Annotated in this window: 20 protein-coding genes; 14 read left to right on the forward strand and 6 right to left on the reverse strand. The window is 63.2% G+C overall.

All coding sequences use genetic code 11. The features are described from left to right. Positions 1-1,121: 1,121 nt before the first annotated feature. Positions 1,122-1,817: a ParA family protein gene (locus tag C5O79_RS02215; RefSeq protein WP_039369209.1), complete on the forward strand. Its 696-nt coding sequence runs from the start codon at positions 1,122-1,124 to the stop codon at positions 1,815-1,817. After that, complete coding sequence (locus tag C5O79_RS02220) at positions 1,810-2,841, forward strand: ParB/RepB/Spo0J family partition protein (protein ID WP_046547225.1); 1,032 nt, start codon at positions 1,810-1,812, stop codon at positions 2,839-2,841. Before C5O79_RS02215 ends, C5O79_RS02220 begins: the two co-directional genes overlap by 8 nt. A 95-nt stretch (positions 2,842-2,936) precedes the next feature. Here C5O79_RS02220 and C5O79_RS02225 read toward each other — a convergent pair whose 3' ends face one another. Next, positions 2,937-4,253: a replication initiation protein gene (locus C5O79_RS02225; RefSeq protein WP_039369202.1), complete on the reverse strand. Its 1,317-nt coding sequence runs from the start codon at positions 4,251-4,253 to the stop codon at positions 2,937-2,939. Between the two features lie 2,600 nt (positions 4,254-6,853). Between C5O79_RS02225 and C5O79_RS02230 the strand changes: the two genes are divergently transcribed. Then, complete coding sequence (locus C5O79_RS02230) at positions 6,854-7,162, forward strand: hypothetical protein (protein WP_046547226.1); 309 nt, start codon at positions 6,854-6,856, stop codon at positions 7,160-7,162. Between the two features lie 178 nt (positions 7,163-7,340). On the opposite strand, the gene gcvA is transcribed toward C5O79_RS02230, so the two are convergent. Then, positions 7,341-8,246 (reverse strand): transcriptional regulator GcvA, encoded by a 906-nt coding sequence (gene gcvA, locus C5O79_RS02235; RefSeq protein ID WP_046547227.1) that lies wholly within the window; start codon positions 8,244-8,246, stop codon positions 7,341-7,343. Positions 8,247-8,385: 139 nt separating this feature from the next. Here gcvA and C5O79_RS02240 point away from each other — a divergent pair, with 139 nt between their 5' ends. Further along, the gene (locus C5O79_RS02240) at positions 8,386-9,684 is read left to right on the forward strand and encodes an adenylosuccinate synthase (protein WP_131931092.1); all 1,299 of its coding nucleotides are present in this window, start codon (positions 8,386-8,388) and stop codon (positions 9,682-9,684) included. Positions 9,685-9,982: 298 nt separating this feature from the next. Further along, positions 9,983-10,924, forward strand: coding sequence for a LysR family transcriptional regulator (locus tag C5O79_RS02245; protein ID WP_046547229.1), 942 nt, complete (start codon positions 9,983-9,985; stop codon positions 10,922-10,924). A gap of 260 nt (positions 10,925-11,184) precedes the next feature. Here the strand turns inward: C5O79_RS02245 and C5O79_RS02250 are convergent, their stop codons facing one another. Then, positions 11,185-12,015: an AraC family transcriptional regulator gene (locus C5O79_RS02250; RefSeq protein ID WP_236862396.1), complete on the reverse strand. Its 831-nt coding sequence runs from the start codon at positions 12,013-12,015 to the stop codon at positions 11,185-11,187. A gap of 747 nt (positions 12,016-12,762) precedes the next feature. On the opposite strand from C5O79_RS02250, the gene C5O79_RS02255 reads away from it, so the two are divergent. The 4 genes from C5O79_RS02255 (at position 12,763) to C5O79_RS02270 (ending at position 19,875) form a co-directional block, all read left to right on the forward strand. Continuing rightward, the gene (locus tag C5O79_RS02255; protein WP_047853682.1) at positions 12,763-13,647 is read left to right on the forward strand and encodes a LysR family transcriptional regulator; all 885 of its coding nucleotides are present in this window, start codon (positions 12,763-12,765) and stop codon (positions 13,645-13,647) included. A gap of 229 nt (positions 13,648-13,876) precedes the next feature. Then, the gene (locus C5O79_RS02260; protein ID WP_122478405.1) at positions 13,877-15,133 is read left to right on the forward strand and encodes an efflux RND transporter periplasmic adaptor subunit; all 1,257 of its coding nucleotides are present in this window, start codon (positions 13,877-13,879) and stop codon (positions 15,131-15,133) included. A gap of 15 nt (positions 15,134-15,148) precedes the next feature. Beyond that, complete coding sequence (locus C5O79_RS02265; protein ID WP_122478407.1) at positions 15,149-18,340, forward strand: efflux RND transporter permease subunit; 3,192 nt, start codon at positions 15,149-15,151, stop codon at positions 18,338-18,340. 2 nt (positions 18,341-18,342) lie between these two features. Next, positions 18,343-19,875 carry an efflux transporter outer membrane subunit gene (locus tag C5O79_RS02270; RefSeq protein ID WP_122478409.1) on the forward strand — a complete coding sequence of 511 codons (1,533 nt, stop codon included), beginning with the start codon at positions 18,343-18,345 and terminating at the stop codon, positions 19,873-19,875. A 168-nt stretch (positions 19,876-20,043) separates the two neighbouring features. On the opposite strand, the gene C5O79_RS02275 is transcribed toward C5O79_RS02270, so the two are convergent. From C5O79_RS02275 to C5O79_RS02285, 3 genes are all read right to left on the reverse strand, one after another. Next, positions 20,044-20,757 (reverse strand): dienelactone hydrolase family protein, encoded by a 714-nt coding sequence (locus C5O79_RS02275; RefSeq protein WP_046547234.1) that lies wholly within the window; start codon positions 20,755-20,757, stop codon positions 20,044-20,046. Between the two features lie 323 nt (positions 20,758-21,080). Continuing rightward, positions 21,081-21,392, reverse strand: a complete 312-nt coding sequence (locus C5O79_RS02280) for a DUF4148 domain-containing protein (RefSeq protein WP_011349305.1) — start codon at positions 21,390-21,392, stop codon at positions 21,081-21,083. A 317-nt stretch (positions 21,393-21,709) separates the two neighbouring features. After that, positions 21,710-22,675 carry a GlxA family transcriptional regulator gene (locus tag C5O79_RS02285; RefSeq protein ID WP_046547235.1) on the reverse strand — a complete coding sequence of 322 codons (966 nt, stop codon included), beginning with the start codon at positions 22,673-22,675 and terminating at the stop codon, positions 21,710-21,712. 214 nt (positions 22,676-22,889) lie between these two features. Here C5O79_RS02285 and C5O79_RS02290 point away from each other — a divergent pair, with 214 nt between their 5' ends. The 5 genes from C5O79_RS02290 to C5O79_RS02310 all read left to right on the forward strand — a co-directional run bounded on the left by C5O79_RS02290 (position 22,890) and on the right by C5O79_RS02310 (position 25,666). Further along, the gene (locus C5O79_RS02290; protein WP_011349307.1) at positions 22,890-23,531 is read left to right on the forward strand and encodes an HD domain-containing protein; all 642 of its coding nucleotides are present in this window, start codon (positions 22,890-22,892) and stop codon (positions 23,529-23,531) included. A gap of 73 nt (positions 23,532-23,604) precedes the next feature. Continuing rightward, positions 23,605-24,030 carry a catalase gene (locus C5O79_RS02295; protein ID WP_122478411.1) on the forward strand — a complete coding sequence of 142 codons (426 nt, stop codon included), beginning with the start codon at positions 23,605-23,607 and terminating at the stop codon, positions 24,028-24,030. Positions 24,031-24,167: 137 nt separating this feature from the next. Continuing rightward, entirely contained in the window at positions 24,168-24,371 is a 204-nt protein-coding gene (locus C5O79_RS02300) for a DUF1289 domain-containing protein (protein ID WP_039362840.1), read from the forward strand. Positions 24,372-24,734: 363 nt separating this feature from the next. Continuing rightward, positions 24,735-25,190: an antitoxin Xre/MbcA/ParS toxin-binding domain-containing protein gene (locus C5O79_RS02305; protein WP_039362838.1), complete on the forward strand. Its 456-nt coding sequence runs from the start codon at positions 24,735-24,737 to the stop codon at positions 25,188-25,190. Beyond that, the gene (locus tag C5O79_RS02310; RefSeq protein WP_122478413.1) at positions 25,187-25,666 is read left to right on the forward strand and encodes an RES family NAD+ phosphorylase; all 480 of its coding nucleotides are present in this window, start codon (positions 25,187-25,189) and stop codon (positions 25,664-25,666) included. The genes C5O79_RS02305 and C5O79_RS02310 overlap by 4 nt, the downstream gene beginning before the upstream one ends. Positions 25,667-25,707 lie beyond the last annotated feature (41 nt).

The following is a 25,707-nucleotide window of genomic DNA, read 5'->3' on the forward strand; positions in this document are numbered from 1 at the left end:
CAAGGATTTCCCCGAACACCGAATTTCTGGGAATTGTTTCACGATCCGGCCCGTTTGAGTTGTTATCGGGCCTTCAACACCCAAGTTCGTCTCAAATCGGAGCCTCGAACGCCTGCCTGGTGTGCAGAAGCTCGCGAGTGCACTGGTCGTAGCTCCAGGGCACACGCGGCGAAGCCCGTACCCTCCCCTTCCGCACAACCCGGGCGCAATGTTGATCTGAACGCCTCAAATTAAATGGGGTCATATCAAAGACACTCATGACACCCGTTTGTGAGCACGGCCCTGCAAGCTGAACGGCATCGTTCTTCTGGCACGTCGTTGCGAATAGCCTGCGCCGTAGTCCCCGTGTCTGCAGGCCTATTGATGACCAAGGCTCGCCGACATAGGCGCCTCCGTCCTACAAGCGGCGCAATCCAACGCCTCGCAAAGCAAGCCCCCGATACAGCACTCCAGTTGTCACGTGACAACGCCCCAGCCAATTTGCCCAGGAAACTGCCTGTCGCGACGAGACAGCGAGGCGAATCTTCTCCTTAGCGATCCACGTGCTCATGCCCTATGGAGTCCCATCACAACGCCTTTTGACGGACGATTCGGCACTGACGTTACCTTCCACTCCGAATCGATTGTCACGTGACAACTCGTCGAGCGAGACGCGTCATGCCAAACCTCAGATCCGATTTCGAGCGTCGAATGACTCGCCCATGGCTATGAGAGCGATCAATTCAAAGATTTCTCGGCACCGGATTGCATTGAGGTGGGGCAAATCCCCGTCATTTGTCACGTGACAACAAGTTTTCCGGTGATGGCCATGAATTGACTCTCGAAGACTGTAGCGAGCTCTGTGAGAACACTGCGACCGCGAGCGGTTCATCTTCATTCGCTAGCGCCGCCATCGACATTGAAATTTTTCGCATTTTCTCTCGCTCTTTGGACGCTCTTTTCAATCGAGATAGTTAATTTTATTTTTACTCGACCGCCAATCGCGGCTGACTCGTTAGCCATTCGGCCCACTTGTCACGTGACAACCTCGCCGATGCGTAAGGCCTACATCGCGTCGAAGGCTTTTCTGGACATTTTGATAATAACTGCATATATTACGCAAAACTCCGTGGAGGAATTTAATGGCTTTCAAGATCGCCGTCAGTAATCAAAAAGGTGGAACTGGAAAGACAACCATCTCCGTCAATATCGCTGCTGCTTTCGAAGCCGGCGGCAACAAGGTCGCCCTGATCGATGCCGACCCTCAAGGCACGTCCGTCCGTTGGGTGACGAGCGGCGAGAACACGCTGCCGATGACGGTGCTTTCTCTGGCCCCTGCCGGTCGCGGCATCGGCGCCGAGATCAAGAAACAGGACGCGAACTTCGACGTGATCGTTGTCGACTGTCCTGGCAACCTCGAAGACCCGCGAATCGCCTCCGTACTCGAGGTCGCCGACTTCTGCCTCGTGCCGCTCTCACCATCGCCAGCCGATCTCTACAGCACGGTTGCGATGATCCGCATGATCGAGTCGATGCGGTCCGTCCGTAACCCGAATCTTTCTTCCGCATTAATGCTGAATAGTGTTAATGGAAAAACTAAAATGCGTGAAGAAATTTTAAAAATTCTAAGAGCTGAAGAAATAGGGGAGCATCTGCTCGACAGCCAGATCGCGCAGCGCGAGGTCTACCGTCAGACGTTTGCGCTCGGCACCACGATCCATCACCACAATCGATATCTGAAGGGCCTGAAAGAAGCCCGCGCGGAAATCGAAAAGCTGGTCACGGAAATGGCCCAATACATCGCGTCGACGCGCGCTACCGGAGCCGCCCATGGCTAAGGACACATCGAAAGACAAGAAGCCGACCGGCAACCTGCATCTCGCAGCCGGCCTGCTGCGCGGACTCGCGCAGGAGAATGCGGCACTCGAAACGCGGCTGCCCGAACCGGCGGCTGCACCGAATGTCGTCGGCGAAACGGCACCCGCCAGCGCTCCGGCCGCGGCCTCGCCGGCCGGCACGCCGGATCTTGGCGCGCCTCAGAAGGTGTTCGTCAAGGATTGCATTCCGAACCCGTTCAATCCGCGCGTGTTCTACTCGGAGTCGAGTCTGCACGAGCTCGCTCTGACACTGAAACGGGAAGGGCAGATCGAGCCGATCAAGGTTACGCGGCTCCCGGAGTTTCCCGGCAAGCTCGTGGTGATCGACGGGCAACGCCGGCTCCGCGCAACGAGCATCAACGGCGATGAAACCATCAACGCCACGTTCCGCACGGATCACACGCCTGAGCAGCTCTACACGATCGCGTATCGCGCGAACCACGATCACGAACGCCAGACGATCTTCGACGATGCAGTCGCGTGGAAGCGTCTCCTCGACGAGAAGGTCTTTTCCGACCAGAACACGCTGGCGGAAAAGATCGGCAAGGACAAGGCATCGATCAGCAAGACGCTGTCGCTCAACGCGCTCCCGAACACACTCCTGGAGCGGATGGCGAGCGCGAACGACGTGGTCGGCCTGCAGGCGGCGTACTTCCTGAAGCTGATCTTCGAACGCCTGGGCGAGCCGACTGCCGACCGGCTGTTAACGGCCGTGATCGATCGGAAAAAGTCGGTTCGTGATCTGGAGAATTTCCTGCGCGCACAAAGCGACGGCAGCAAGAAAGCGGGACGTACGCGTTACAGCGTTCGACATGACTTCGCGCTCGAATCGCGAGCGATCGGCCAGTTGAAAACCTATCCGGACGGACGTCTGGATCTGCAGCTCAAGGGCGTCGACGCATCGCACCAGGAAGCGCTTGCCGACAAGCTCAAGACCGTCATCGACGCGTACGTTGCCGAACTGGCAACGGCCACGCAACAGTAACGCGCGAAAAGCAGAAGGCCTCGCATCCGCGTTGCGCCGCGAAGCCGGACGACGATGTCCGGCGCGCGACGCACCTCCGGCTGCGAGGCCTTCGTTCAGTTGCCGGCGAGACTGCTTTTCAGCAGGAATTCCAGCAAGTCGTCCGAGGTCGGTTCGCCCCACGTATCCAGCGCGAGCCATCGGAAGAAGCTGGTCTGCGCGAGCTTGCTCGCCTTCTTCTTCGGCGACAGCGTCAAGTCCTTCGAGCCTGCCACCGTCTCGTTGTAGCGCTCGATCAGCTTGGTCTGGTCGTCGATCTCCAGCTCGCGGAAATACGCGCCGGCTTCCTCGACCTTCGCAGCCAGATATTTGTCGCGAATCTGTTCCTGCTTGCTCTGCGCGGATTCCTTCGCCGGGGCCGCCGCTTCCGTTCCCTGCCCGTCGGACAGCGTGTAGCCGTGCGTCAGCGCCTTGCGGAAATAGGCTGCCACGTTGTCGACCGGGGCCGCATTCTTCTTCGTAGTCCGATTGAGCGTATAGGCAATCGCCGCCTTGATGCGTTGCACGCCATATTGCGTGATCAGCCGGCGCGCTTCCGAGCGCGGGATGCCGAACTTGGCGACCTCCTCGACCAGCGCTTCGTTCTTGACGTCGCCGTCCTCCACCGTATCGGTGCTCTGCTTGCGTGTCACCTTGAACTGAACCGCCTCCACGCTCCGGCCGGACTTGTGTTCGATCAACTCGAGCGTGTGATCCGAAACTTCGTTCACCTCCTGAATGCACGGCACCAGGACCTTGCTCTTGAACAGCTTGTATTCCTTGTACGACTGCGACGCCTTGTCCTGACCGAGAATGAGGTCACGAAATTTCGGCAACGGGATCTTCGCGGTGATGCCGATCCCCTCGTAGCGCACCGTGTTTTCCCACAACGCGAGCGAGTGCGACCGCCGGAACTCGCGGGCGATCCGCATATCGATCAGTGCGTAGATCTCGGGGTTGAGCAACTCGCTGCGAATCTGGTCGGAGAAGCTGTACTTCAGCACCGATTGCTCGAGCTCCGCGCCGGCGAGCAGGCCCGACGCTTTCCAGACCGTCGACCGATCCGCGGCCAGATAGTCCCAGTTGACGACGGTACTGATCAGTGAGTTGACCGTGTCCTTCACATACTTCGTATTGTTGCTGTTCAACCCGCTCTCATGCGAAAGCGACGCAAGCGAGATCGAGAAACTCGTCCGGCCTGGCTCGAACGCCTCCTGTCGAAGCGCGTTCTTGATCAGGGAGCTGAACATCTTGCGCTGCTGCAGACCGATCTTTCCGGACTTGGGCGCGATATGAATCGCCTGGACCGCCTTGCGCAGCAAGTCGGGAGGCTCTGGTGTCTGAAACAGCGAAACCTGTTTGTCTGAGCCTTTGCTTGCGGGCTTGCGCGGCATCGTAATGTCCGGATAAGGTGACCTTGTTGAAAGCGGACTTTATACCTTTTCGCGTCGACGAGCAACGTCCTTGCTCCAGCTTTACTTGCACTCCCTCTTCTAACCTACAGATATAAAAGGAAAATTTACATTCGCGTGATATTTACGGAACCCCATATCCAGCTACCTTTCGACAAAAATGCTTCCCACAAGCCGCTACCTTTCATGCCCGGACGCAGAAACCCGGCATGAGACTTGCCCGCGGCAAGGTAACCATCCATGGGAAGCAAACGCGGAGAATCGAGATCGTTGGGCGAATTCGTGGTGCTCTGCAACACAGACCGCCTTTTTTCCCATAACTCACTACCTTTGCGGATTCCCACAGGAGGGTACCTTTCGATCAGCTCTAGCTGTGCCGGCAGCATCGATTTCAGCCCTGAAGGCAAACATCGCTCCCATAAACGGCAACCTATTGGTTTCCCCATAAAAGGTTACCTGTCGATGCCATCGATCCTGTCCGTGGGAATCCACCACAGTAAATCATGGAGAAAGGCAATCGAGCCGCCTCAAATGGGACCCATAAGTGGCTACCTTTGGCGCGCCCCATAAGCGGCTACCGAGAAAAATCACTGTGCGACCCAGCGTTCACGGATCAAAAAAATGCGCCCCATAAACGGCTACCCACAGGTGTTCCCATAGACGGCTACCTAACGCGTTTCCCGGCCGATTTCCCATAACCGGGTACGCGTGCCCCATATCCACAACCCCGATTCCCCACAACCCGGTACCCCAATCCCCAAATCCACAGACCTAAACTCCCAAGCCCTTCCACCTTTGCTCCCATAAATGGGTACCGAACACCCATCAAAGCCTTGTCAGATAAGGCTGTGAGCCGTCTAAAGGTAGTTAAAGATGTAAACGTGGTTTACAAAAGATGTAAACACACGTGTGCTTCCGCAGAAAGACCAACCCCATAAACCGCTACCAATGGGAGCCGTCTATGGGGTTGCTCGCACCTCGAACGATCGATTTGAGCCTGGAATCAGTCGCTTGGCTACCTGTTCTGCACAGGCTCCAGGCCTGACAAGGCTCTCGAAAGAGGTGAGTGCACACTCACATAGGCCTGAAACGTAGAAACCTATGGGAGAAAAACGGGAAGAAAGCCCCGTTTTCAGGCACAGGTTCCCATCTATGGGATCAAAAAACCCGCTCCGTGACCTCGGTAGCGCACGTTGACGACCCGCAAAGCCGATCAACGATCCGGAAACACGAATCTCTTTGGTTTCGTTCACAGCAGTTTGAAATCATCCGGGACGGCAGCCGCATGGTTTTTTGCACTCACGCATCCCTGGCCGTGGACAAGTTCTTCCGTTTGCTCACGCGCGTCTCTCGTCAAATTTAGCCTGTGGGCTGTGAACAGAGGAAATCGACGCCGTTCGCTTTGCTGCCTCTGTGGTCTTCCAACTTTCTACCTTTGGAGCGACCAACCGAAGTGCAATGCTGTGCGCCAGGGTCACAAGGAGAGGCCCGGGAACGGCTGCCGGCAGATGAAATGGGTGTGGGCGCGCTATCTACCCGTCGCTGGCTTCTGGAGCGATCCAGGGCACGTTGCGAACCAACGTGAAGATGTCGGCAACCTGGACGCTCACCGCAATCGAATTCGAACGATGATCCCGAACATGCTCACCTTCCGGCAGTTCCGAATCCTGTAAAAGCTCACCAACCAGGCGAAGCCGTACGACTCGACCTGCTGTGCAGGCAGCGACGCGCGCCTGGATGCCGGGCGACCCAAGCTGCGGAATGAAAAACCTGTGGTTCGCGGGCGCAGCGCGATGCGTTCCTGAGCAGAATCGGGCGGATCACAAGCGTAGCCGCGACATCGCAACCCGGCGTGCCACGGTCACCGGACGAGCACAGCGACATCGGTGCGGCATCGTCGGTGCAGCCGTGAAGTGAATCCCGCCGATGTCTTCACCGCGCGCAATGTGTTCACGCCATTCGTCATACGGACCACAGGGCCACGCGGTGACGCGTCGTACCGGCTCAGATAACGCTCGGCATCACAGTGCGGCGATTGGTTGCCGGATCGAATGCCGAACGCCGCGGCGATGCAAACGTGCATGCCTTGATCGTCGTAAAACCGAATCGTGGTCGTTTATGGGAGGAACCGTCGCTTGAACCGCGTCGACTGGCAACCCGGCACACAGTTCGACTGCTGATGCTGTGATCATGACTGGTCTGGTAACAGTCACGTCGGGCGTGAGCGTGCGCGCAACACCGCCTATGAAACAGTCCTGGATAACTCACATCGCACTGCACCGCGCGTAGATGGTCGATCCTCGGCGCTGAATCGCGGGTACACCGATCGTTCCAGTCTCCGTCGCAGCACGATCGGCCATGTATCGACGCGCGCCACACAGTTCGTCCTGCCTGTGACAGTCGACCGGCATCCACGTGTTCTCCCATACGTGTATCCCCAATTCCGTTCCCACGTTGGCGCCACATTTTTCTCGGCGCGGTTATGATGCACAGGTCCCGAGCTCTGCATGACACCGATCGGGGCAGGGGCGGTATCTCGATGGTCTTTCAATCCGTGATAAACCAGAAAAGAGAGTTCAGCGATGCAAATCCAGATCAGAAAACTCACGCTGGCTGCTACCGCAGCCGCGTTCCTGTTCGGCTCGGCAGTTCCTGCGTTTGCGCAGACAGACGCCAGCGCACCCGCGGCACAGGACGCGAAGGCAGCGAAGAGCCAGGCACGCAAGGCGGCCCGGGCCCAACGCAAGGCAGAGCACAAGGCAGCGCGTGCGAAGAACAACGCCGAGCTGAAGAAACTCGAAGACGCTGGTTACAAGCCCGCGGCCAATGATCCGAACTATCCGCAAAACCTGCAGAACGCGGAGAAGAAAGCCGCCGGCGCTAGTCAGTAAGCGCCGGCCGGCGGCAAGCCACGGTTCGATCCGCGGCTTGCCGCGTGCGTCGCGTCTGCGCGGCGCACATCGAAACCAGCATTTCCGGTATCGACGAAGGCAATACGCTATCCAGGCGCTTGCGTTATTTGATTCGCATTCCTGTATGTCTCGGCACGCTCTCGGCACACCGGCGCAGTCAGTTCCGCACTCGCGGCGCGGCCGTATTTCCCGCCACCTTCAACCAATCCTTGAACGCCCGCACAGCTTCGTCGTTCGCGCGTGCCGAGGCCACGTACGTAAAGTAGCGCCACGGCGGCAGTGCCGGTTCGCTGAACGGCTGCACCAGCCGACCTTCCGCGATGTCGTCCGCGACGAGCGCGATCGGCCCCATCGCGACGCCGAGCCCGTCGAGTGCGCCTTGCAGCGTCAGATAGAAGTGCTCGAGCGTGAGCGAGTGGCGCGGCACGAGATTCGGCTGTCCGGCCGCCGCGAGCCATTCAGGCCACATGCCGGGATAGGTGGCAGCGTGCAGTAACGTGAAGCCGGCCAGATCGGCAGGCGTACGCAATGGCCGGCCCTCCAGCAGCTTCGGCGCACACACCGGCAGCCGGACCTCGGACAGGAATTCCTCGGCAACGTAACCGTCGATGGCCTGCGGGCCGCCGCGAACGATCAGGTCGACCTTGTCGCGCAGCTTGTCGATCGGCTCGTTCGACGTCGACAGCCGCACCTCGATGGCCGGATGGGCGACCTGGAACGACGACAGCTTCGGCACCAGCCAGCGCAACGAAAACGTCGCGGGCGCGCTGACGCGCAACACGCGCTGCTGCGCGTGGCCGAAATGCTGCGCGGTGGCGAGCGCGATCCGGTCGAACGACGCGCCGACCTCGGCGAGATACGCGCGGCCCGGGTCGGTCAGCTCGACCCGCCGGTTATGGCGTTCGAACAGCGGCCGCCCGAGCCAGGCTTCCAGCTGTTGCACGTGCCGGCTGATCGCGCCGTGGGTCACACAAAGTTCGTCCGCGGCCAGCGTGAAACTGCCGAGGCGCGCTGCGGCTTCGAACGCACGCAGCGAATTCAGCGGAGGGAGTCGTCGGGCCATTGCATCTTTCGTGTGATATTTATTCACACGACAGTTCAGGTTTAATCGTTTGATCGGGTGCTCAAGCTCCGCCAATATGGCACACAATCGGCCGGCTCGGCCGAATGACTGTCTGAATTTCTCACATGGAGTGCGGAGCATGCCGAACGTGGTGGTCGTGGGCGCCCAATGGGGCGACGAAGGGAAGGGGCGCGTCGTGGACTGGCTGGCGGCACAGGCCGATCTCGTCGCACGCTACAACGGCGGCCACAACGCGGGTCATACGCTGGTCGTGGGCGGCAAGACGTACAAGCTCGCGTTGCTGCCGAGCGGTGTCGTGCGCGGCAAGCGCGGCGTGATCGGCAACGGCGTGGCGCTCGATCCGGAAGCGCTGCTCGCGGAAATCGGGCGGATGGCCGAACTCGGGCTGTCGGTGACACCGGATAACCTGTCGATTGCCGAGAGCGCAACGCTGGTGCTGCCGATCCACCGCGCGATCGACCAGGCTCAGGAGCGTCTGCGCCGCGAGCCGATCGGCACCACGCTGCGCGGGATCGGGCCGGCCTACGAGGACAAGGTCGGGCGTCGCGGGCTGCGCGTCGGCGATCTTGCGGAACCCGGCCAGCTCGCGGCTAAACTGGATGTGCTCGTCGACCATCACAACGCGTGGTTCCGTGGCCTGGGGCTCGACGAGTATTCCCGCGACGCGATGCTGGCGAAGCTGATCGACCTTGCGCCGCGGATCCTGCCGTTCGTGCGTCCCGTCTGGGCCGATCTGAACGACGCGACCGACCGCGGCGAGCGCATCCTGTTCGAGGGGTCTCAAGCCGTGATGCTGGACATCGACTGGGGCACGTACCCGTTCGTGACGTCGTCCGGCACCGTTGCCTCGGCGGCGGCGGCCGGTACAGGGCTCGGTGCGTCGAAGCTCGGCCACGTGCTGGGCGTCACGAAGGCGTATGCGACGCGGGTCGGCGGCGGCCCGTTCCTCACCGAGCTGTCCGACGCGACCGGCGAAACGCTGCGTGCGCGCGGGCAGGAGTTCGGCGTGAATACCGGCCGACCGCGCCGCTGCGGATGGCTCGATGCCGCGCAATTGCGTCAGGCCGTCAGGATCTCCGGCATCGATTCGCTGGCGCTTACCAAGCTGGACGTGCTCGACGGTGTCGAGTCGATCGCGCTGTGCGTCGGATACGAACTCGATGGCGCGCGGGTGGATCATCTGCCGGCGAGCCTCGATGCGCAGTCGCGCGCCAAGCCGGTGTACGAGCGGTTCGACGGCTGGTGCGGCACCGTGAAGGGAGTACGTGAACGTGCTGCGCTGCCGCGCGCCGCGCAGGATTTCATTGCACGCGTCGAAGCGGTCGCCGGCGCACCGGTATCGATGATCACGACCGGCGCGGAGCGCGACGACACGATCGTGTTGCGTAATCCGTTCGATGCGGCCGCCGGGGCCTGATACGTCGTACATGCCGTGAATCGCGTGGCGGCATCGTGGTTGCCGGGTAGTTATTGCCGATCCGATGCCGGTCGTGTGCCGGTTCGACAAGGCGCGTGTGCGCCCGGTCCGTACACCATGCGCACGGCGACTCGCGAGACGATTCGGCATCCGGATCACGCCGCATACGGCGAACTGGACACGTCTGCACTGCTGCTGTACTGTTCCGCACAATTCGCGCCAGACCGGCCTGCGCCGGCGCTGCCGACACCATGGCCGCGCGGTGGCGCGACGTGATCTCAATCCCGGGGACAGGTCGATGGACACGTTACAGATGATGCGCATTTTCGTCCGGGTGGCGGAAGAGGGCAGCTTCACGAGCGCAGCCCAGCGCCTGGACATCACGACGGCTTACGCATCGCGGTCGGTCTCGCAGCTCGAAACGCACTTGCGCACGCGTCTGCTCAACCGCAGCACGCGCCGCATCGCGCTGACCGACGCCGGGCAGCGCTATCTCGACCGCTGCCAGCGCATCCTCGGTTATATCGAAGAAGCGGAATCCGAGGCGGCCGACGCACAGGCAAAGCCGTCCGGGCGGCTGCATGTCCATGCGACGACGAGCTTCGGCCAGGCCTACGTGGTGCCCGCGGTCGTGCGCTACCGGCAGCGCTATCCATCGGTCGCGGTCGAGCTGACGTTGTCGCAGCACGTGCCCGACATCATCGACGAAGGCTACGACGTGTCGCTGCAGTTGAGCGCGACGGAGTTGCCCGATTCGGGGCTCGTGTCGCAGCGGCTCGGCGAGGTGCACAGCGTGCTGTGTGCGTCGCCCGCGTATCTGAAGGAGCGCGGTACGCCGCGCACGGTGCGCGATCTCGATGGCCATGCGTGCCTGCAGATCGTCACGCCCGTGTTTCCACGCGACCGCTGGCATCTCGACGGTCCCGACGGCCCCGAGACGTTCGACCTGCCATTGCCGGATTTCCAGGTGAACATCGCCGATGCGCTCGGCGCCGCGCTGCGCGCCGGCCTCGGCATCGGTTCGTTGCCGATGTCGTCGGCATTGCCCGCGCTGGCGAGCGGCTCGCTGGTGCGCGTGCTGCCCGACTACCGGTTGCAGAAACTGACGGTCTACACGCTGTACGCATCGCGCCAGTATCTCGATGCGAAGATCCGTACGTTCGTCGATTTCCTGCGCGAGTGCGTGCCAGAAATGCTGACCGCCGACGAAGCCGCACTGCATGCTTCCTGCAAGTCCTGAAGTCGAGCCTTCCGCATGTGAGTACGAAGTTGCGTGTCGATCGCGCCAATAATACGCAGTCCTGTATTTGACGCGAATATCGGCCACATCCTCACGACCGACCCCGGCAATGACGCCTGGGCAACCGGTGTGCCTTTATGAAAGCGCTTGCTTTCGATATCGAGCATCGGTGGTTCGGTGCGTGGCGCCCCCTGGAATCGGTTCGACCGGCTTCATCGCACGCATGCGCAAAGCTGCATCCGCTTGACGGTCCAGCCGGCCTACGGCGCGACGCGGGATAGCGGCACGGCTTCGTCGCGCAGCTTCAGCACGTCGCGGCCCGGCGCGTCGCCGAACAGGCGTGCGTATTCGCGGCTGAACTGCGACGCACTCACATAGCCGACACTGCGGCACGCCTGCCGCGCATCCATCGCCGACAGGCACATCAGGCGGCGCGCCTCCTGCAGCCGCAATACCTTCTGGCATTGCAACGGGCTCATCGACGTGACCGCACGGAAGTGGTGATGGAAAGTCGACGGGCTCATGTCGACCTGCCGCGCGAGCGATTCGACCGTCATCGGGTCGAGGTAGTGGTCGCGAATCCAGGCGACGGCGCGCGAGATGCGCTGCGTCGTCGAATCGGTCACGCCGACCTGCGCGACGCGCGCGCCCGACGGGCCGCGCAGCAGCCGGATGAGGATCTCGTCGACGATCAGCGGCGCGAGCAGGTCGATGTCGTCCGGTTGCGCGATCAGCTGCATCAGGCGCGCGATGGCGTCGACGATTTCCGGCGGCGTATCGTGCGTGTCGAGCGCGCCGTAGTCGACCGCCTTCGGCAGCCCGTGCGGAAACACGCGCGGCGTGAGTGCCGCGATGCGGTCCGGGGCGAGATCGAGTTGCACGTAAAGGAACGGCTCGGCCGGATTCGCGCGTATCACGCGGCCGGTGACGGGCAGGTCCGCTGTCGCGACCATCATCCGCGATTCGTCGGTCACGTAGGTGTCGTTGCCGACCCGCGCCGATTTCGCACCTTGCCCGACGATGCTCAGGCACGCGTGGTGCACGCCGTGGTTCCAGTGCGGCGGCGACGCGGACGCACGGCCGATGCGCATGCCACGCACCGGGAGCTCGAACGTGCCGTCGTGCGGTGCATAAGCGGCGATCAGCGCAGCGAGCCGGGCTGTGGGCGACGGGGCCGGCAACCGAGGGGCGTGATCGGGCGTGATGCGCTGTAGCGGCGGCGTTCGGGCGTCGATTTCCATAGTGCGTGAGCGAATGGCGGAGTGGTCAGTGCAAGGTGCGCGGCTGCGATTCCCTGTTGATGTCCCGGCAGGGGGCGCCGGCACGGCGGTCACATCGTACGGCGAGTCGTGTGCACGTGATTGCCTAAACCTGTGGGAAATTAGCCCGATCATCCGGATCTGCATGGCCGGTGACCACATCGCTGGTTGCTGCGCGGTGTGCAGCGCACAAATTCGGAAATTAAGGCAAAACAATCGCAGGATCGGGCAAGCCATTTTCCGGCCGTTTTCATACCATTGCACCTGCTGAAACAAACGTGATCCAGTGCGCTCGGGCGATGCGGGCATGACCGTCGCATGGCCGGCGGACGCTGCCGGTGTTGTCGCGGCGAACCACTGGAAAAGACTCAGGACTGCTATTCGAAACTTCATGCATCGGGCCAGCCGAGGCCGGCTTGCGTCCGTTGCATGCCGGCGCGCGTCTGGCGCGAGCGTGCCGACCGACCTCGCGTAGCCGGCGTCGGTGCCGCCGCATTGGTCGGGCCGTTTCATTTCGGTCGCGACGCGGCCACGAAGCGGCGCGTCAAGGCAGTCAACCGCGCAGGGAAATCCGGACAAATGGACCAACTTCAATCGATTCGGGCATTCGTGACGGTGGCACGGGAAGGCGGGTTTCGCCGGGCGGCGACGCGGCTGCGCGTGTCGACGGCGATGGCGAGTCGGCTGGTCGATGCGCTCGAGACGCGCCTCGGCGCACGCCTGCTTCAACGCAGCACCTGCCACCAGTCGTTGACGGAAATCGGCGAGCTGTATCTCGCGCGCGTCGAGCGGATTCTCGGTGCGATCGACGAGATCGACGGTCGTTTCGTCGCGATGGGCAGCAAGCCGGAAGGCGTATTGCGCATTGCCGCGCCGGTCGCGTTCGGGCTCAGCCAGTTGAGTGCATTGCTCGATCGCTTCGTGCACCGGTTTCCGGACGTGCGACCGACCGTGACGCTGACCGATGCCCATGTCGACCTGACATCAGAAGACATCGACGTCGCGTTTCTGACCGACGGCATGCCTGTGACGGGCGCGCACGCGCTGCACACGCTCGCCGCGTACGAATCCGTGCGCGTCGCGGCACCGGGTTATGTCGACGCGCACGGCGGCCCGGCTGCGTCGGGCGACTGGCCGGACATCACGGCCGTGCGGCTCGATCTGCCGGCGGCCGGCGATGACGATGCGGCGGCATTTCGACCCGACGCGTCGCCCGGCGGCAGCCCGGGCGTCGGCCATCTCGAGATGGCACGGCGGCTGGCCGTGGCCGGCATGGGCGCCGCGGTACTGCCCGCGTATCTCGTCGAAGCCGATCTGGCGGCCGGCACGCTGGTGCGCGTTGCTCCGGTCCGCCCGCTCGCGTCCGTCACGCTGAAGCTCGCGCATGCACGCACTGGGCATCTGCCGGCCGCTGCACGCGCATTCATCGAATTCGCCGGCGCCGCGTTCCGGCCCGCGAGCTAGCGGGCCGGTTGGTCGCCGCAGCAACGCCCGCCCGCCGGTGCTGCGGGCTCACGGTTTTTTCCTCGGAAGCAGTTCGACGAACGAACGCTCCGCAGGGCGCAACGCACGCCCGAAATACGCGACCGCATCCGCGGCAAACGGGAAGCGACAGCATTCCGGCCGCGCGTGCAGGTCACGAGGAGATCTGGTGATTCCCATTGAAGGTCGTCTATTTGTGAGAGGTCGCTCCATGCGCGTCGAACGGGTTCCATACCGCTTAATCACTGCTGCAACGGCTGCCGTTTTCCTGGCCGCGTGCGGGAAAAAAGAATCGGCGCCGCCGCCGCAAACGCCGGAAGTCGGCGTCGTTACCGTCCAGCCGCAGGCTGTGCCGGCGGTGACCGAACTGCCGGGCCGGACCAGCGCGTTCCTCGTCGCGCAGGTGCGCGCGCGGGTCGACGGCATCGTGCTGCGCCGTGAATTCACCGAAGGCACCGACGTCAAGGCCGGCGAGCGTCTCTACAAGATCGACCCGGCACCGTATGTCGCCGCGCTGAACAGCGCGAAGGCGACGCTCGCTAGGGCACAGGCGAACCTCGTCACGCAGAACGCACTGGTCGCGCGCTACAAGGTGCTGGTGGCCGCGAACGCGGTCAGCAAGCAGGACTACGACAACGCAGTGGCCACGCAAGGGCAGGCCGCGGCAGACGTCGCAGCCGGCAAGGCGGCGGTCGATACCGCGCAGATCAACCTCGGCTATACCGACGTCGTGTCGCCGATCACCGGCCGCGTCGGCATCTCGCAAGTGACGCCGGGTGCATACGTGCAGGCGAGCCAGGCGACGCTGATGTCGACGGTGCAGCAGCTCGATCCGGTGTACGTCGACCTCACGCAGTCGAGCCTCGAAGGCCTGAAGCTGCGTCAGGACGTGCAGAGCGGCCGCCTGAAGACGAGCGGCCCGGGCGCCGCGAAGGTGTCGCTGATCCTGGAAGACGGCAAGACCTATTCGGAAGCCGGCAAGCTGCAGTTCTCGGACGTGACGGTCGACCAGGCCACCGGTTCGGTAACGATTCGCGCGGTGTTCCCGAATCCGGGCCGCGTGCTGCTGCCGGGCATGTTCGTGCGCGCACGGATCGAGGAAGGCGTGAACGAGAACGCGTTCCTGGTGCCGCAGATCGGCGTGACGCATGACCAGAAGGGCCAGGCGATCGCACTGGTCGTGAACGCGGCCAACAAGGTCGAGACACGACCGTTGACCACGGCCGGCACGTACGGCCAGGACTGGATCGTCGAAGGCGGTCTGCAAGCGGGCGATCACGTGATCGTGCAGGGCGTCGACAAGGTGCGCCCGGGTGCGACCGTGAAGACCGTCGCGGCGCAGCTCGCACTTGCGCCGGACGCTGCGTCCGGCACACCGGGAAGCGCCGCGAATGCGCCCGGCGCCGCGCCGGCGAGCACTGTCGCCAATGCTGCTGCGCGTTCGACCGCTGCGTCGGCTGCGCAATAACAAGGAGTCCGTTTCATGGCCAAGTTCTTTATCGATCGCCCGATCTTTGCGTGGGTGATCGCGATCGTGCTGATGCTGGCCGGCGTCGCATCGATCTTCAAGATGCCGATCGCGCAGTATCCGACGATTGCACCGCCGACGATCCAGATCCAGGCGAACTATCCGGGCGCTTCCGCGAAGACGGTGGAAGACACGGTGACGCAGGTGATCGAGCAGCAGATGAGCGGTCTCGACAACTTCCTGTACATGTCGTCGACCAGTGACGACTCGGGTAACGCGACGATCACGCTGACCTTCTCACCGGGTACGAATCCGGACGTCGCGCAGGTGCAGGTGCAGAACAAGCTGTCGCTCGCGACGCCGAACCTGCCGCAGGTCGTGCAGCAGCTCGGCATGCAGGTCACGAAGTCGAGCAGCAACTGGCTGATGTGGTTCGCGTTCAACTCCGAGGATGGCAGCATGTCGAAGGAGGACCTGACGAACTACGTGGCGTCGCATGTGCTTGATCCGCTCAGCCGCGTGAACGGCGTCGGCCAGACGCTGCTGCTCGGTTCGCAGTTTTCGATGCGCATCTGGCTCGACCCGGTCAAGCTGACCAACTACAGCCTCACGCCGACCGACGTGACGGCCGCGATCACGCAGCAGAACGTGCAGATCGCGGGCGGCCAGATCGGCGGCACGCCGGCGAAGCCGGGCACGATGCTGCAGGCGACGATCACCGAGTCGACGCTGCTGCGCACGCCCGAGCAGTTCGGCAACATCCTGCTGAAGGTCAACCAGGACGGCTCGCAGGTGCGCCTGAAGGATGTCGGCCGCGCGGCGCTCGGCTCCGAGAACTACACGTTCGACACGAAGTACATGGGGCAGCCGACGGCCGGCCTCGGCATCCAGCTCGCGACCGGCGCGAACGCGCTCGCCACTGCGACGGCGTTGCGGGCCAAGATCGACGAACTGTCGAAGTACTTCCCGCACGGTCTCGTCGTCCACTATCCGTACGACACGACGCCGTTCGTGCGCCTGTCGATCGAGGAAGTGGTCAAGACGCTGCTCGAAGGCATCGTGCTCGTGTTCCTCGTGATGTACCTGTTCCTGCAGAACCTGCGGGCGACGATCATCCCGACGATCGCGGTGCCGGTGGTGCTGCTCGGCACGTTCGCGATCATGGGCCTCGCAGGCTTCTCGATCAACACGCTGTCGATGTTTGGTCTCGTGCTCGCCATCGGCCTGCTGGTCGACGATGCGATCGTGGTGGTCGAGAACGTCGAGCGCGTGATGGCGGAAGAGGGCCTGTCACCGAAGGAGGCGACCCGCAAGGCGATGGGCCAGATCACCGGCGCACTCGTCGGCGTGGCGCTCGTGCTGTCGGCGGTGTTCGTGCCGGTGGCGTTCTCGGGTGGCTCGGTCGGCGCGATCTATCGTCAGTTCTCGCTGACGATCGTGTCGGCGATGGTGCTGTCGGTGCTCGTCGCGTTGATTCTGACGCCGGCATTGTGCGCGACGATCCTCAAGCCGATCCCGCAAGGCCATCACGAAGAGAAGAAGGGCTTCTTCGGCTGGTTCAACCGGACCTTCGACCGCAGCCGCGATCGCTATACAGGCGGCGTGAACCACGTGATCCGGCGCTCGGGCCGCTGGCTCGTGATCTACCTGGCCGTGTTCATCGCGGTCGGCGTGATGTTCGTGCGCCTGCCGAAGTCGTTCCTCCCGGATGAAGACCAGGGCTACATGTTCATGATCGTGCAGACGCCGTCGGGCTCCACGCAGGAAACGACCGGCAAGACGCTCGACAACATCAACACGTACCTGACCACCACCGAGAAGGATGTGGTCGACTCGGTGTTCACGGTCAACGGCTTCAGTTTTGCGGGCCGCGGCCAGAACGCCGGTCTCGTGTTCGTGAAGCTGAAACCGTACGAGCATCGCCAGCGTTCGGACCAGAAGGTGCAGGCGCTGATCGGCCGGACTTTCGCGCACTACGCGCAGTACAAGGACGCGATGGTGATCCCGTTCAACCCGCCGTCGATTCCTGAACTCGGCACCGCTGCCGGCTTCGACTTCGAGCTGACGGACAACGCCGGCCTCGGCCACGAAGCGCTGATGGCCGCGCGCGGGCAACTGCTCGGGATGGCCGCGAAGGATCCCGCGCTGGCACTCGTGCGCCCGAACGGCCTGAACGATACGCCGCAATACAAGGTCGACATCGACCGCGAGAAGGCGAACGCGCTCGGCGTGACGGCTGCCGCGATCGACCAGACGTTCTCGATTGCGTGGGCGTCGCAGTACGTGAACAACTTCCTGGATACCGATGGCCGGATCAAGAAGGTGTACGTGCAGTCGGACGCGCCGTTCCGGATGACACCGGAAGACTTGAACATCTGGTACGTGCGCAACAGCACGGGCGGCATGGTGCCGTTCAGCGCATTCGCGACCGGCCACTGGAGCTACGGTTCGCCGAAGCTCGAACGCTACAACGGCGTGTCGTCGATCGAGATCCAGGGGCAGGCCGCGGAAGGCAAGTCGACCGGGCAGGCGATGGCGGCGATGGAGGCGCTCGCGAGCAAGCTGCCGGAAGGTATCGGCTACTCGTGGACGGGGCTGTCGTTCCAGGAAATCCAGTCCGGTTCGCAGGCGCCGATCCTGTACGCGATCTCGATTCTCGTCGTGTTCCTGTGTCTCGCGGCGCTGTATGAAAGCTGGTCGATCCCGTTCTCGGTGATCATGGTCGTGCCGCTCGGCGTGGTCGGCGCGCTGCTCGCGACGATGCTGCGCGGCCTCGAGAACGACGTGTTCTTCCAGGTCGGCCTGCTGACCACCGTGGGCCTGTCCGCGAAGAACGCGATCCTGATCGTCGAGTTCGCGCGCGAGTTGCAGGCGAGCGAGAACATGGGGCCGGTGCGCGCGGCGATCGAGGCGGCGCGCCTGCGGCTGCGTCCGATCCTGATGACGTCGCTCGCGTTCATGCTGGGCGTGCTGCCGCTTGCGATCAGCAACGGCGCGGGCTCGGCGAGCCAGCACGCGATCGGCACGGGTGTGATCGGCGGGATGATCACGGCAACATTCCTCGCGATTTTCATGATCCCGATGTTCTTCGTGCGGGTTCGCGCGATCTTCACCGGCGAGACGGAAAACGTCGACGACGCATGGCGTCTCGTGCAGGGCGACCTGCAGCGCGGTCACGATGATGCACACGATTCGAAGGGGCAGTAACGATGCAAAGACACGCTTTGACTGCAACCGCGGCCGCCCTGGCTGTCGCGTTGTTCGCCACGGGCTGCACGATGGCGCCGCATTACAAGCGGCCCGATGCGCCCGTCGCGCAGGCGTACCCGGCCGGCGGCGTCTACGCGACGCAGCCGGGTGCGGCCGGCGCGCGCAGCGCGAACGGGCAAGCTGCGACCGCCATCGGCTGGCGCGAGTTCTTCGTCGACCCGCGCCTGCAGCGGCTGATCGAGATCGCGCTGAACAACAACCGCGACCTGCGCGTGGCAGTGCTGAACATCGAGGCCGCGCGTGCGCAGTACCAGATCACGCGCGCGGGGTTGTTCCCGACGCTCGATGCGACGGGTACCGGTAACCGTCAGCGCCTGCCCAATGCGCTGTCGGTGGCGCCGGGCCGGAACATCACGACGACCTACAACGTCGGCCTGTCGGCGTCGTGGGAACTCGACCTGTTCGGCCGCGTGCAGAGCCTGAAGGACCAGGCGCTCGCGCAGTACCTGTCGACCGCGTACGCGCGGCAGGCGTCGGAGATCTCGCTGGTGTCGCAGGTGGCGGACCAGTACCTGACGCTGCTGTCGACCGACGATCTGCTGAAGGTCACGGAGAACACGCTGAAGACGGCGCAGGACTCGTACAACCTGACGAAGCTGCAGTTCGACAACGGCACGGGCTCCGAGCTCGAGCTGCGTCAGGCGCAGACGGTGGTCGAGCAGGCGCTGTCGAACCAGCAGGCGCAAGCACGGGCACGCGCGCAGGCGTTGAATGCGCTGGTGCTGCTGATTGGCGAGCCGCTGCCGGACGACCTGCCGGCGGGCATGCCGCTCGACGCGCAGAACCTGCTGACGGATGTGCCGGCAGGCCTGCCGTCCGACCTGCTGACGCGTCGCCCCGACGTGATGCAGGCCGAGCAGACGCTGCTGGCCGCGAACGCGAACATCGGCGCGGCGCGCGCGGCGTTCTTCCCGAAGATCTCGTTGACGGCCGCGTTCGGCACCGCGAGCCCGACGCTGGGTGGCCTGTTCAAGGCCGGCACGGCCGCATGGTCGTTCGCGCCGAACATTGCGTTGCCGATCTTCGAAGGCGGCTCGAACATCGCGAACCTCGATCTTGCGCACGTGCAGAAGCGCATCGAGATCGCGAACTACGAGAAGGCGATCCAGTCGGCGTTCCGCGAAGTGTCGGATGGCTTGGCCGCACGCGGCACGTACGACCAGCAGATCGCGGCGCTGGAGCGCAACGAGCACGCGCAGCAGCGACGCTTCGACCTGTCGGACCTGCGTTACAAGAACGGTGTCGACAGCTACCTGTCGGTGCTGACCGCGCAGACGGATTTGTACTCGGCACAGCAATCGCTGATCAGCGCACGTCTGGCACGCTGGACCAATCTGGTCGATCTGTACCGTGCCCTTGGCGGCGGCTGGATCCAGCGCGCAGGCGAAACGCCGCGTGCGCCGGATACGCCGGTCGACTACGACAAGGCGGCTGCTCCGGCGCCTGCGTCGGCAACGGCAATGAACGGGTAAGCCCGACGAAGCGCGGAAGCGGGTGACCGCTTCCGTTCGGCGCAGCAGCTACCCGATACCAGTCGTATGCGGAAACGAAAACGCCACGGACTTTCGTCCGTGGCGTTTTTCCTTGTGCGGCTGTCCGACGCATGCGCGGCGGCAGTGTGCGTCGAACGTGGTGTGACGTTACCCCTGCTTCGCCCAAAGCGTGCGGCCGAAGAACGTCAGCGTGCGATCCCACGCCATTTGCGACCACACCGGATCGAACTGTGTACCGGCGATGCGGCCGGGGCCGACGGCCGTTTCGTTCGCGAACGCGTGATGTGCGAGATAGCGATGGAATTCGACATTGACCTTTGCATCGGTCAGCTTCTTCTCGAGCGCATCGACCTGGTCGATCGCGAAGAACGCGTCCTGCGTGCTCCAGTGGCCCATCAGCGGCACCTTGATCTTCGCGGGATCGAGGTAGTCGAGCGGCGGGAGGCCGTACCACGTGACGCCCGCGTCCGCATCGGCGAACTGCAGCGACAGCAGCGTGAGTGCGCCGCCCATGCAGTAACCCGTCACCGCGACACGCGAGGCAAGCGTCTTCAGATGCGTGACGGCGCCCGGAATGTCCTGCGAAGCTGCGTCGCCGAAATCGAGCCCGGTCATCAGGTGATGTGCTTCCTCTTCCTCGACTGTCGATTTGCCGCGATACAGGTCGGGCACGAGCGCGAAGTAGCCACAGTGCGCGAGGCGATCCGCGACGCCACGGATCTGGTCGTTCAGCCCCCACCATTCCTGGATGACGACGACCGCGGGCGCGCCCTCGGTCTTGGCCGGCGTGGCAAGATAGCCCTGCAGTTCCTGGCCGTCCGGGCGTCGAAACGTGATCATGGAACCGGATGTTTGAGACATGAAACCGCTCCTTTTCGAAAAATGCGATGAGTGCGGCATCGGGGCCGGCCCGCGGGCGCGGCGACGATCGGGCAAGCCGGGCGTCGTGGTTCCGCTCGCGTTCGTTTCGGCCGGCACCGACCACGCGGCCATTCTATGCGCAAACACAGGCTGCCGGCGTGACGAGCGCCGTGCGACTCGCGATCTGCGAGATCGCTTCGATCGAGGTGCGCGATCCGCTCCGGAAGCGGATGTCCGGAAAGCAAACACCCCGCCCCGATGAACGGGAGCGGGGTGTTGCGTTTGCCGCGTGCGTATCGGAACACGCGCGGGGCGTGCTCTGCTTACTGGCCGAAATATACCGAGTCGCGGCCGTCCTGCTTGACCGCGATCGCACGGCCGGCGCGCACGCCGGCGGCGGCTTGCGCGCCGTAGCCGGTTTCATCGGCGTTCGTTACGCGGGCTTGGGCGGTCTGCAGCGCACGCGGGTAATACTGGTCGGAGACTTCGGGCTTGTAGCCTGCCTGTTCGAGCTGGACGAGTTCCGCACGCACCTGGGCACGCGTCAGCTGGCCCGACGGGTTCGACTGTGCGAATGCACCGTACGAGGCGGACAGGGCGGTTGCGGCGACGACAGCGTAGATGAACGACTTCATGATGACCTCCGGTTTCATTGATTTCGCGCTTCGCTTGTTGCGTTCAGCGGTTGATTGCATCGTAGCGATCGCGTTACCGGTCGGAAATACGCGTTCCAGCGAATAATTATTGCAACTGGGTAAACGATCCGGGTTGGCGGGTATTTCGTCTGATGATTATGCGGCCGTCCGGCGCTCGATATGGACTGCGGACGGAGCTATGTGCGGGGCGATGTCGTTGATCGGTCGGCGCCACAAAACGATCAGTTAAATCGGATTGCGAAGTATCTGAGTGGGGCCGTTGATATTGTTCGTTCGGTATCGCGCGAATTGCTGCGTTACTCGACCAGGACCGCCTGCCGTTTCCGGTATTCGGCAGGCGTGATTCCGACGTGCCGCGTGAACGACCGCCGGAGCGTATCGACGTTTGCGAAGCCGCATTTCGCGGCGACCTGTTTCGGCGTGTCGTGGCCGTTCTCGAGCAAGTGGCGGGCGGCAGAAATGCGGGTCGCCTCGACCCATGCGGCCGGCGTCATGCCGACTTCCGCGCGGAACAGCCGTGCGAAGTGGCGCGGGCTCATGCCCGCATGCTTCGCCATCTCCGCCACCGAATGCTCGAGTTCCGGATTCGCCGCGATCCAGCGCTGGACCTCCTGCAGTACCGAACGTCCGGCGGGGCGCGCCTCGCCCTTGCGGCTGAACTGGAGTTGTCCTCCCGGGCGCTTGAAGAACATGACCAGTTGCGCGGCGACGCGCCGCGCGATCTCGCGACCGAGGTCTTCCTCGACCAGCGCGAGTGCGAGATCGAGCCCGGCCGTGACGCCGGCGCCGGTGCGCAGCTTGCCGTCGCGCACGTACAGCGCGTCCGCGTCGACGGCGAGCGATGGATAGGCTTCGGCAAGCGCGTCGGCCGCAGCCCAGTGCGTGGTCAGGTGACGCCCTTTCAGCAGGCCGGTGGCCGCGAGGATGAACGCGCCGGTGCAGATCGAGCCGTAGCGCTTGCTCTGCACGGCGGTCGCTCGCAGCCAAGCGAGGACGTCGGTGCGCAGCGAGATCCGGCCGGCGCTGGGCGCGCCGGCGACCAGCAGCGTGTCGATGCGCTCCGGAATGTCGGGAACGATCCAGTCGGGCAGCAACTGCGCACCGGACGAACTGCGGATCGGGCCCGACTCGCTCGCAATGATCCGCAACGTATAGAACGGCTTCCCGCATTCGGCGTTCGCTTGCGCGAAGACGTCGAGCGGTGCGGAGACATCGAGCAGTTGAACGCCCGGAACGGCGAAAATTCCCACGATCTTCGGCATGATCGATTGTGTGTTGTGTCGAACGCGACGGATAGCAGTATAGAGGCGTGAGCGGTGCGCGAGGCGGGCGGTGGAGCCTCTTTGCCGCGTTCTTTTTGCCGCGCGGGCGCCGTGTCCGTCCGTCGCGCAAAATGGCAGAATTTGACGTAACACGTCTATTGGAGACAGCTATCGGATTCCGGAGAATCGAGGGTGTTTTCAATGGAGGTCGATCATGACTGAGAACGTTGCAGGCATCACCATTCCCGATAGCCAATTGACGCGCGAGATCACCGAGCTCGTTCGCGATACCGCGTCTCCGTTGCTGTTTCATCATTCCAGCCGAGTCTTCTATTTCGCAGCGCTCGCGGGCCAGCGGCGCGGGCTGAAATACGATCCCGAGCTGCTCTACTGCGGCTGCATGTTCCATGACATGGGGCTCACGCACAAACACAGCAGCGCATGCGAGCGTTTCGAGGTCGACGGTGCCAATGCCGCCCGCGATTTCCTGAAGGGCAAGGGCATTTCGCAGCAGGATATCGACGTCGTCTGGACTTCGATCGCGCTGCATACCACGCCGGGCATTCCGCAGCACATGCACCCGGTGATCGCGCTCGTTACCGCGGGCGTCGAGATGGACGTGCTGGGCCTGACGTATCCGGAATACAGCGACGTGGAGCGCGAGGCCGTCGTTCGTGCGCATCCGCGTACGCCGCACTTCAAGGAAGACATCATTCAGGCGTTCTACGACGGGATCAAGCACAAGCCTGACACGACGTTCGGCAACGTGAAGGCCGACGTGCTCGCAGACAAGGATCCGCATTTTCACGCGGGCAATTTCTGCAGCGTGATCCGGTCGTCCGCGTGGGCCGGCTGATTGCTCGCGGTATGGCGCACGATCCCGGGTATTGGGCGGAGGTCGTGCGCGAATAGGGAATCGTGGCTACTGAATGACCAAGTGGTTCGACCGTGTATGCCAACCGCGCGATCGAACCCGCGCACACGTGAACGCCGCATTGTCCGGCGACAACGCCATCATTCGGAAAGCCGGCCCGGGCGACTCCGCACCGTTGCAGGACGTCTGGCGCGATCGCGCAGTGATCTTGGCGCAGCGCATGCACGCCAGGGGTGTCGGCGCGTACGACACGTTTGCCGTGACGGACGAGATCGGCCGATACACGAGGGCGGAAACTGTCTCGGCAGCCGGCGAGCAGACGCTGATGTTTGCGTGCTTCCCGACGGTTAGCGGCCGGCAGATGTTGTTGGACAGCAGCGCGCGTCAGATCGTCGGGGTGTCGAAGGACATTCTTCGCGACAAGTCGACAACTGTGCGAAGTCCGGGCCGACTTTATGGCGCGTGCATCGAGACGACATAGATTCGGCTTGCGGCGGAGTCGAGGCAAGCAGGGCGGGTAGGTGTTGTCGCATCGCCCGCGTCGCCGATGGAAAGGTACCCGTTTATGGGGGCGTGATTCGTTGCGCTGCCGGATTTTGAACCGATACGAGCGTTTCAATGGCTTCCACACTTCATGACTTACCCGACAGTCCCTGTGTCGGTGTGTGCTCGACGTTGTTCGACGATGTCTGCAAGGGATGCGGCCGAACGGCCGACGAGGTCTCACACTGGGTTTTCATGAACGATGACGAGAAACACGCGATATGGGAACGCATCCGGCACGAATGCACGGCGATGCGATTCCGTCGCGACGGACGGTGAATCGCCAGAAATGGCGTTCCGGGTGACAGGGGCACGCTCGAAGAACATCTCCAAGCCATGATCGAATCGCGCGATCTGGTCCGGAAAGATGAACTGGCGAAATCGGCGCAAATGAAAGCAGTTAAAAAGTTGTTACGTGACAACCGTGCGACATCGTCTGAACTTTATATACTGAATTATTGCGCCCCTTCCCCGAGGCGAATCTTCGATTCGCCGCCACGGACGCTTGTATTCATGTGGAACGGGCATGTCGCCGCCGCCTTCGCAGGTACCCCGACGAGCACCCCAGGCGCGCCCTTCATCTACGCCCGCATATTTCCGGCAAAACGCCTATAATGATTGGGCAAATTGCCGGGAGAGGTCATGAGCACCATTGCTTTCCATCCTTCGGGCGTCGCGCATCCGCGCCAGGCCGAATTCACGATTCTCGAACAGCTGCTGGCGATCCGTGTCCGATCGGGGGCCGATCTTGCCGAGCTGGCGAGCGCACGCGTCGACGTCTCGGTGATCGACCGGCTGTCCGAGCGCGGTCTGAAATCCGACGAGCTGGCTTTCATCATTCCGCGTCGTACGCTGAGCCATCGTCGTCAGGCGCATGAACGCCTGTCGCAGGAGGAATCCGACAAGGCGATCCGTCTCGCGCGCATCGTTGCGCAGGCGACGGCCACGTTCGGTGACCAGGAGAAGGCGATGGCGTGGCTGCGCAACGGGCTTCAGCGCTTCGGCGGCCGCACGTCGCTCGACATGGCGAGCACCGAGCATGGCGCGCGGCTCGTCGAGGAAGTCCTCACGCAGATCGACGAGGGGTACTTCGCTTGACGACGCTGTGGCGGATCAGCAATTTCGCCGACCTGAAAGGCATCGGCGGGTTGCGCGCCGGCGGGCGCTGGCATTTTGCCGGGCAGCCCGTCGTGTATCTCGCCGAGCATCCGGCCCTCGCGCTGCTCGAGACGCTCGTTCATTTCGAAATCGCCACGGTCGCGCAATTGCCGAGCGGCTATCAGTTGCTTCGCATCGAGGTGGCCGATTCGGTCGATATCGCCGAAATTGCGGAGGGCGACGCGCCGAACGACTGGCGAACCAACGTCGACTGGACCCGCAGCGCCGGCACCGAGTGGCTGCACACGCAGCCGAGCGCGCTGCTGCGCGTGCCGAGCGTCGTCGTGCCGCACGCGCACAACTTCCTGCTGAATCCGCTGCATCCGGCCGCTTCCGAGGTCCGTATCGCGGAAGTCATGCAATCGCCGTACGACACCCGGATTCTGCGGCTGATCCAGTCGCCGCCGGGCGAATAGGACGCCGAACCACACGCGGCCCGCGCCGAGCGCGGGCAGGA

Source organism: Burkholderia sp. SRS-25 (assembly GCF_004343765.1).
Lineage (GTDB): Bacteria > Pseudomonadota > Gammaproteobacteria > Burkholderiales > Burkholderiaceae > Burkholderia > Burkholderia contaminans.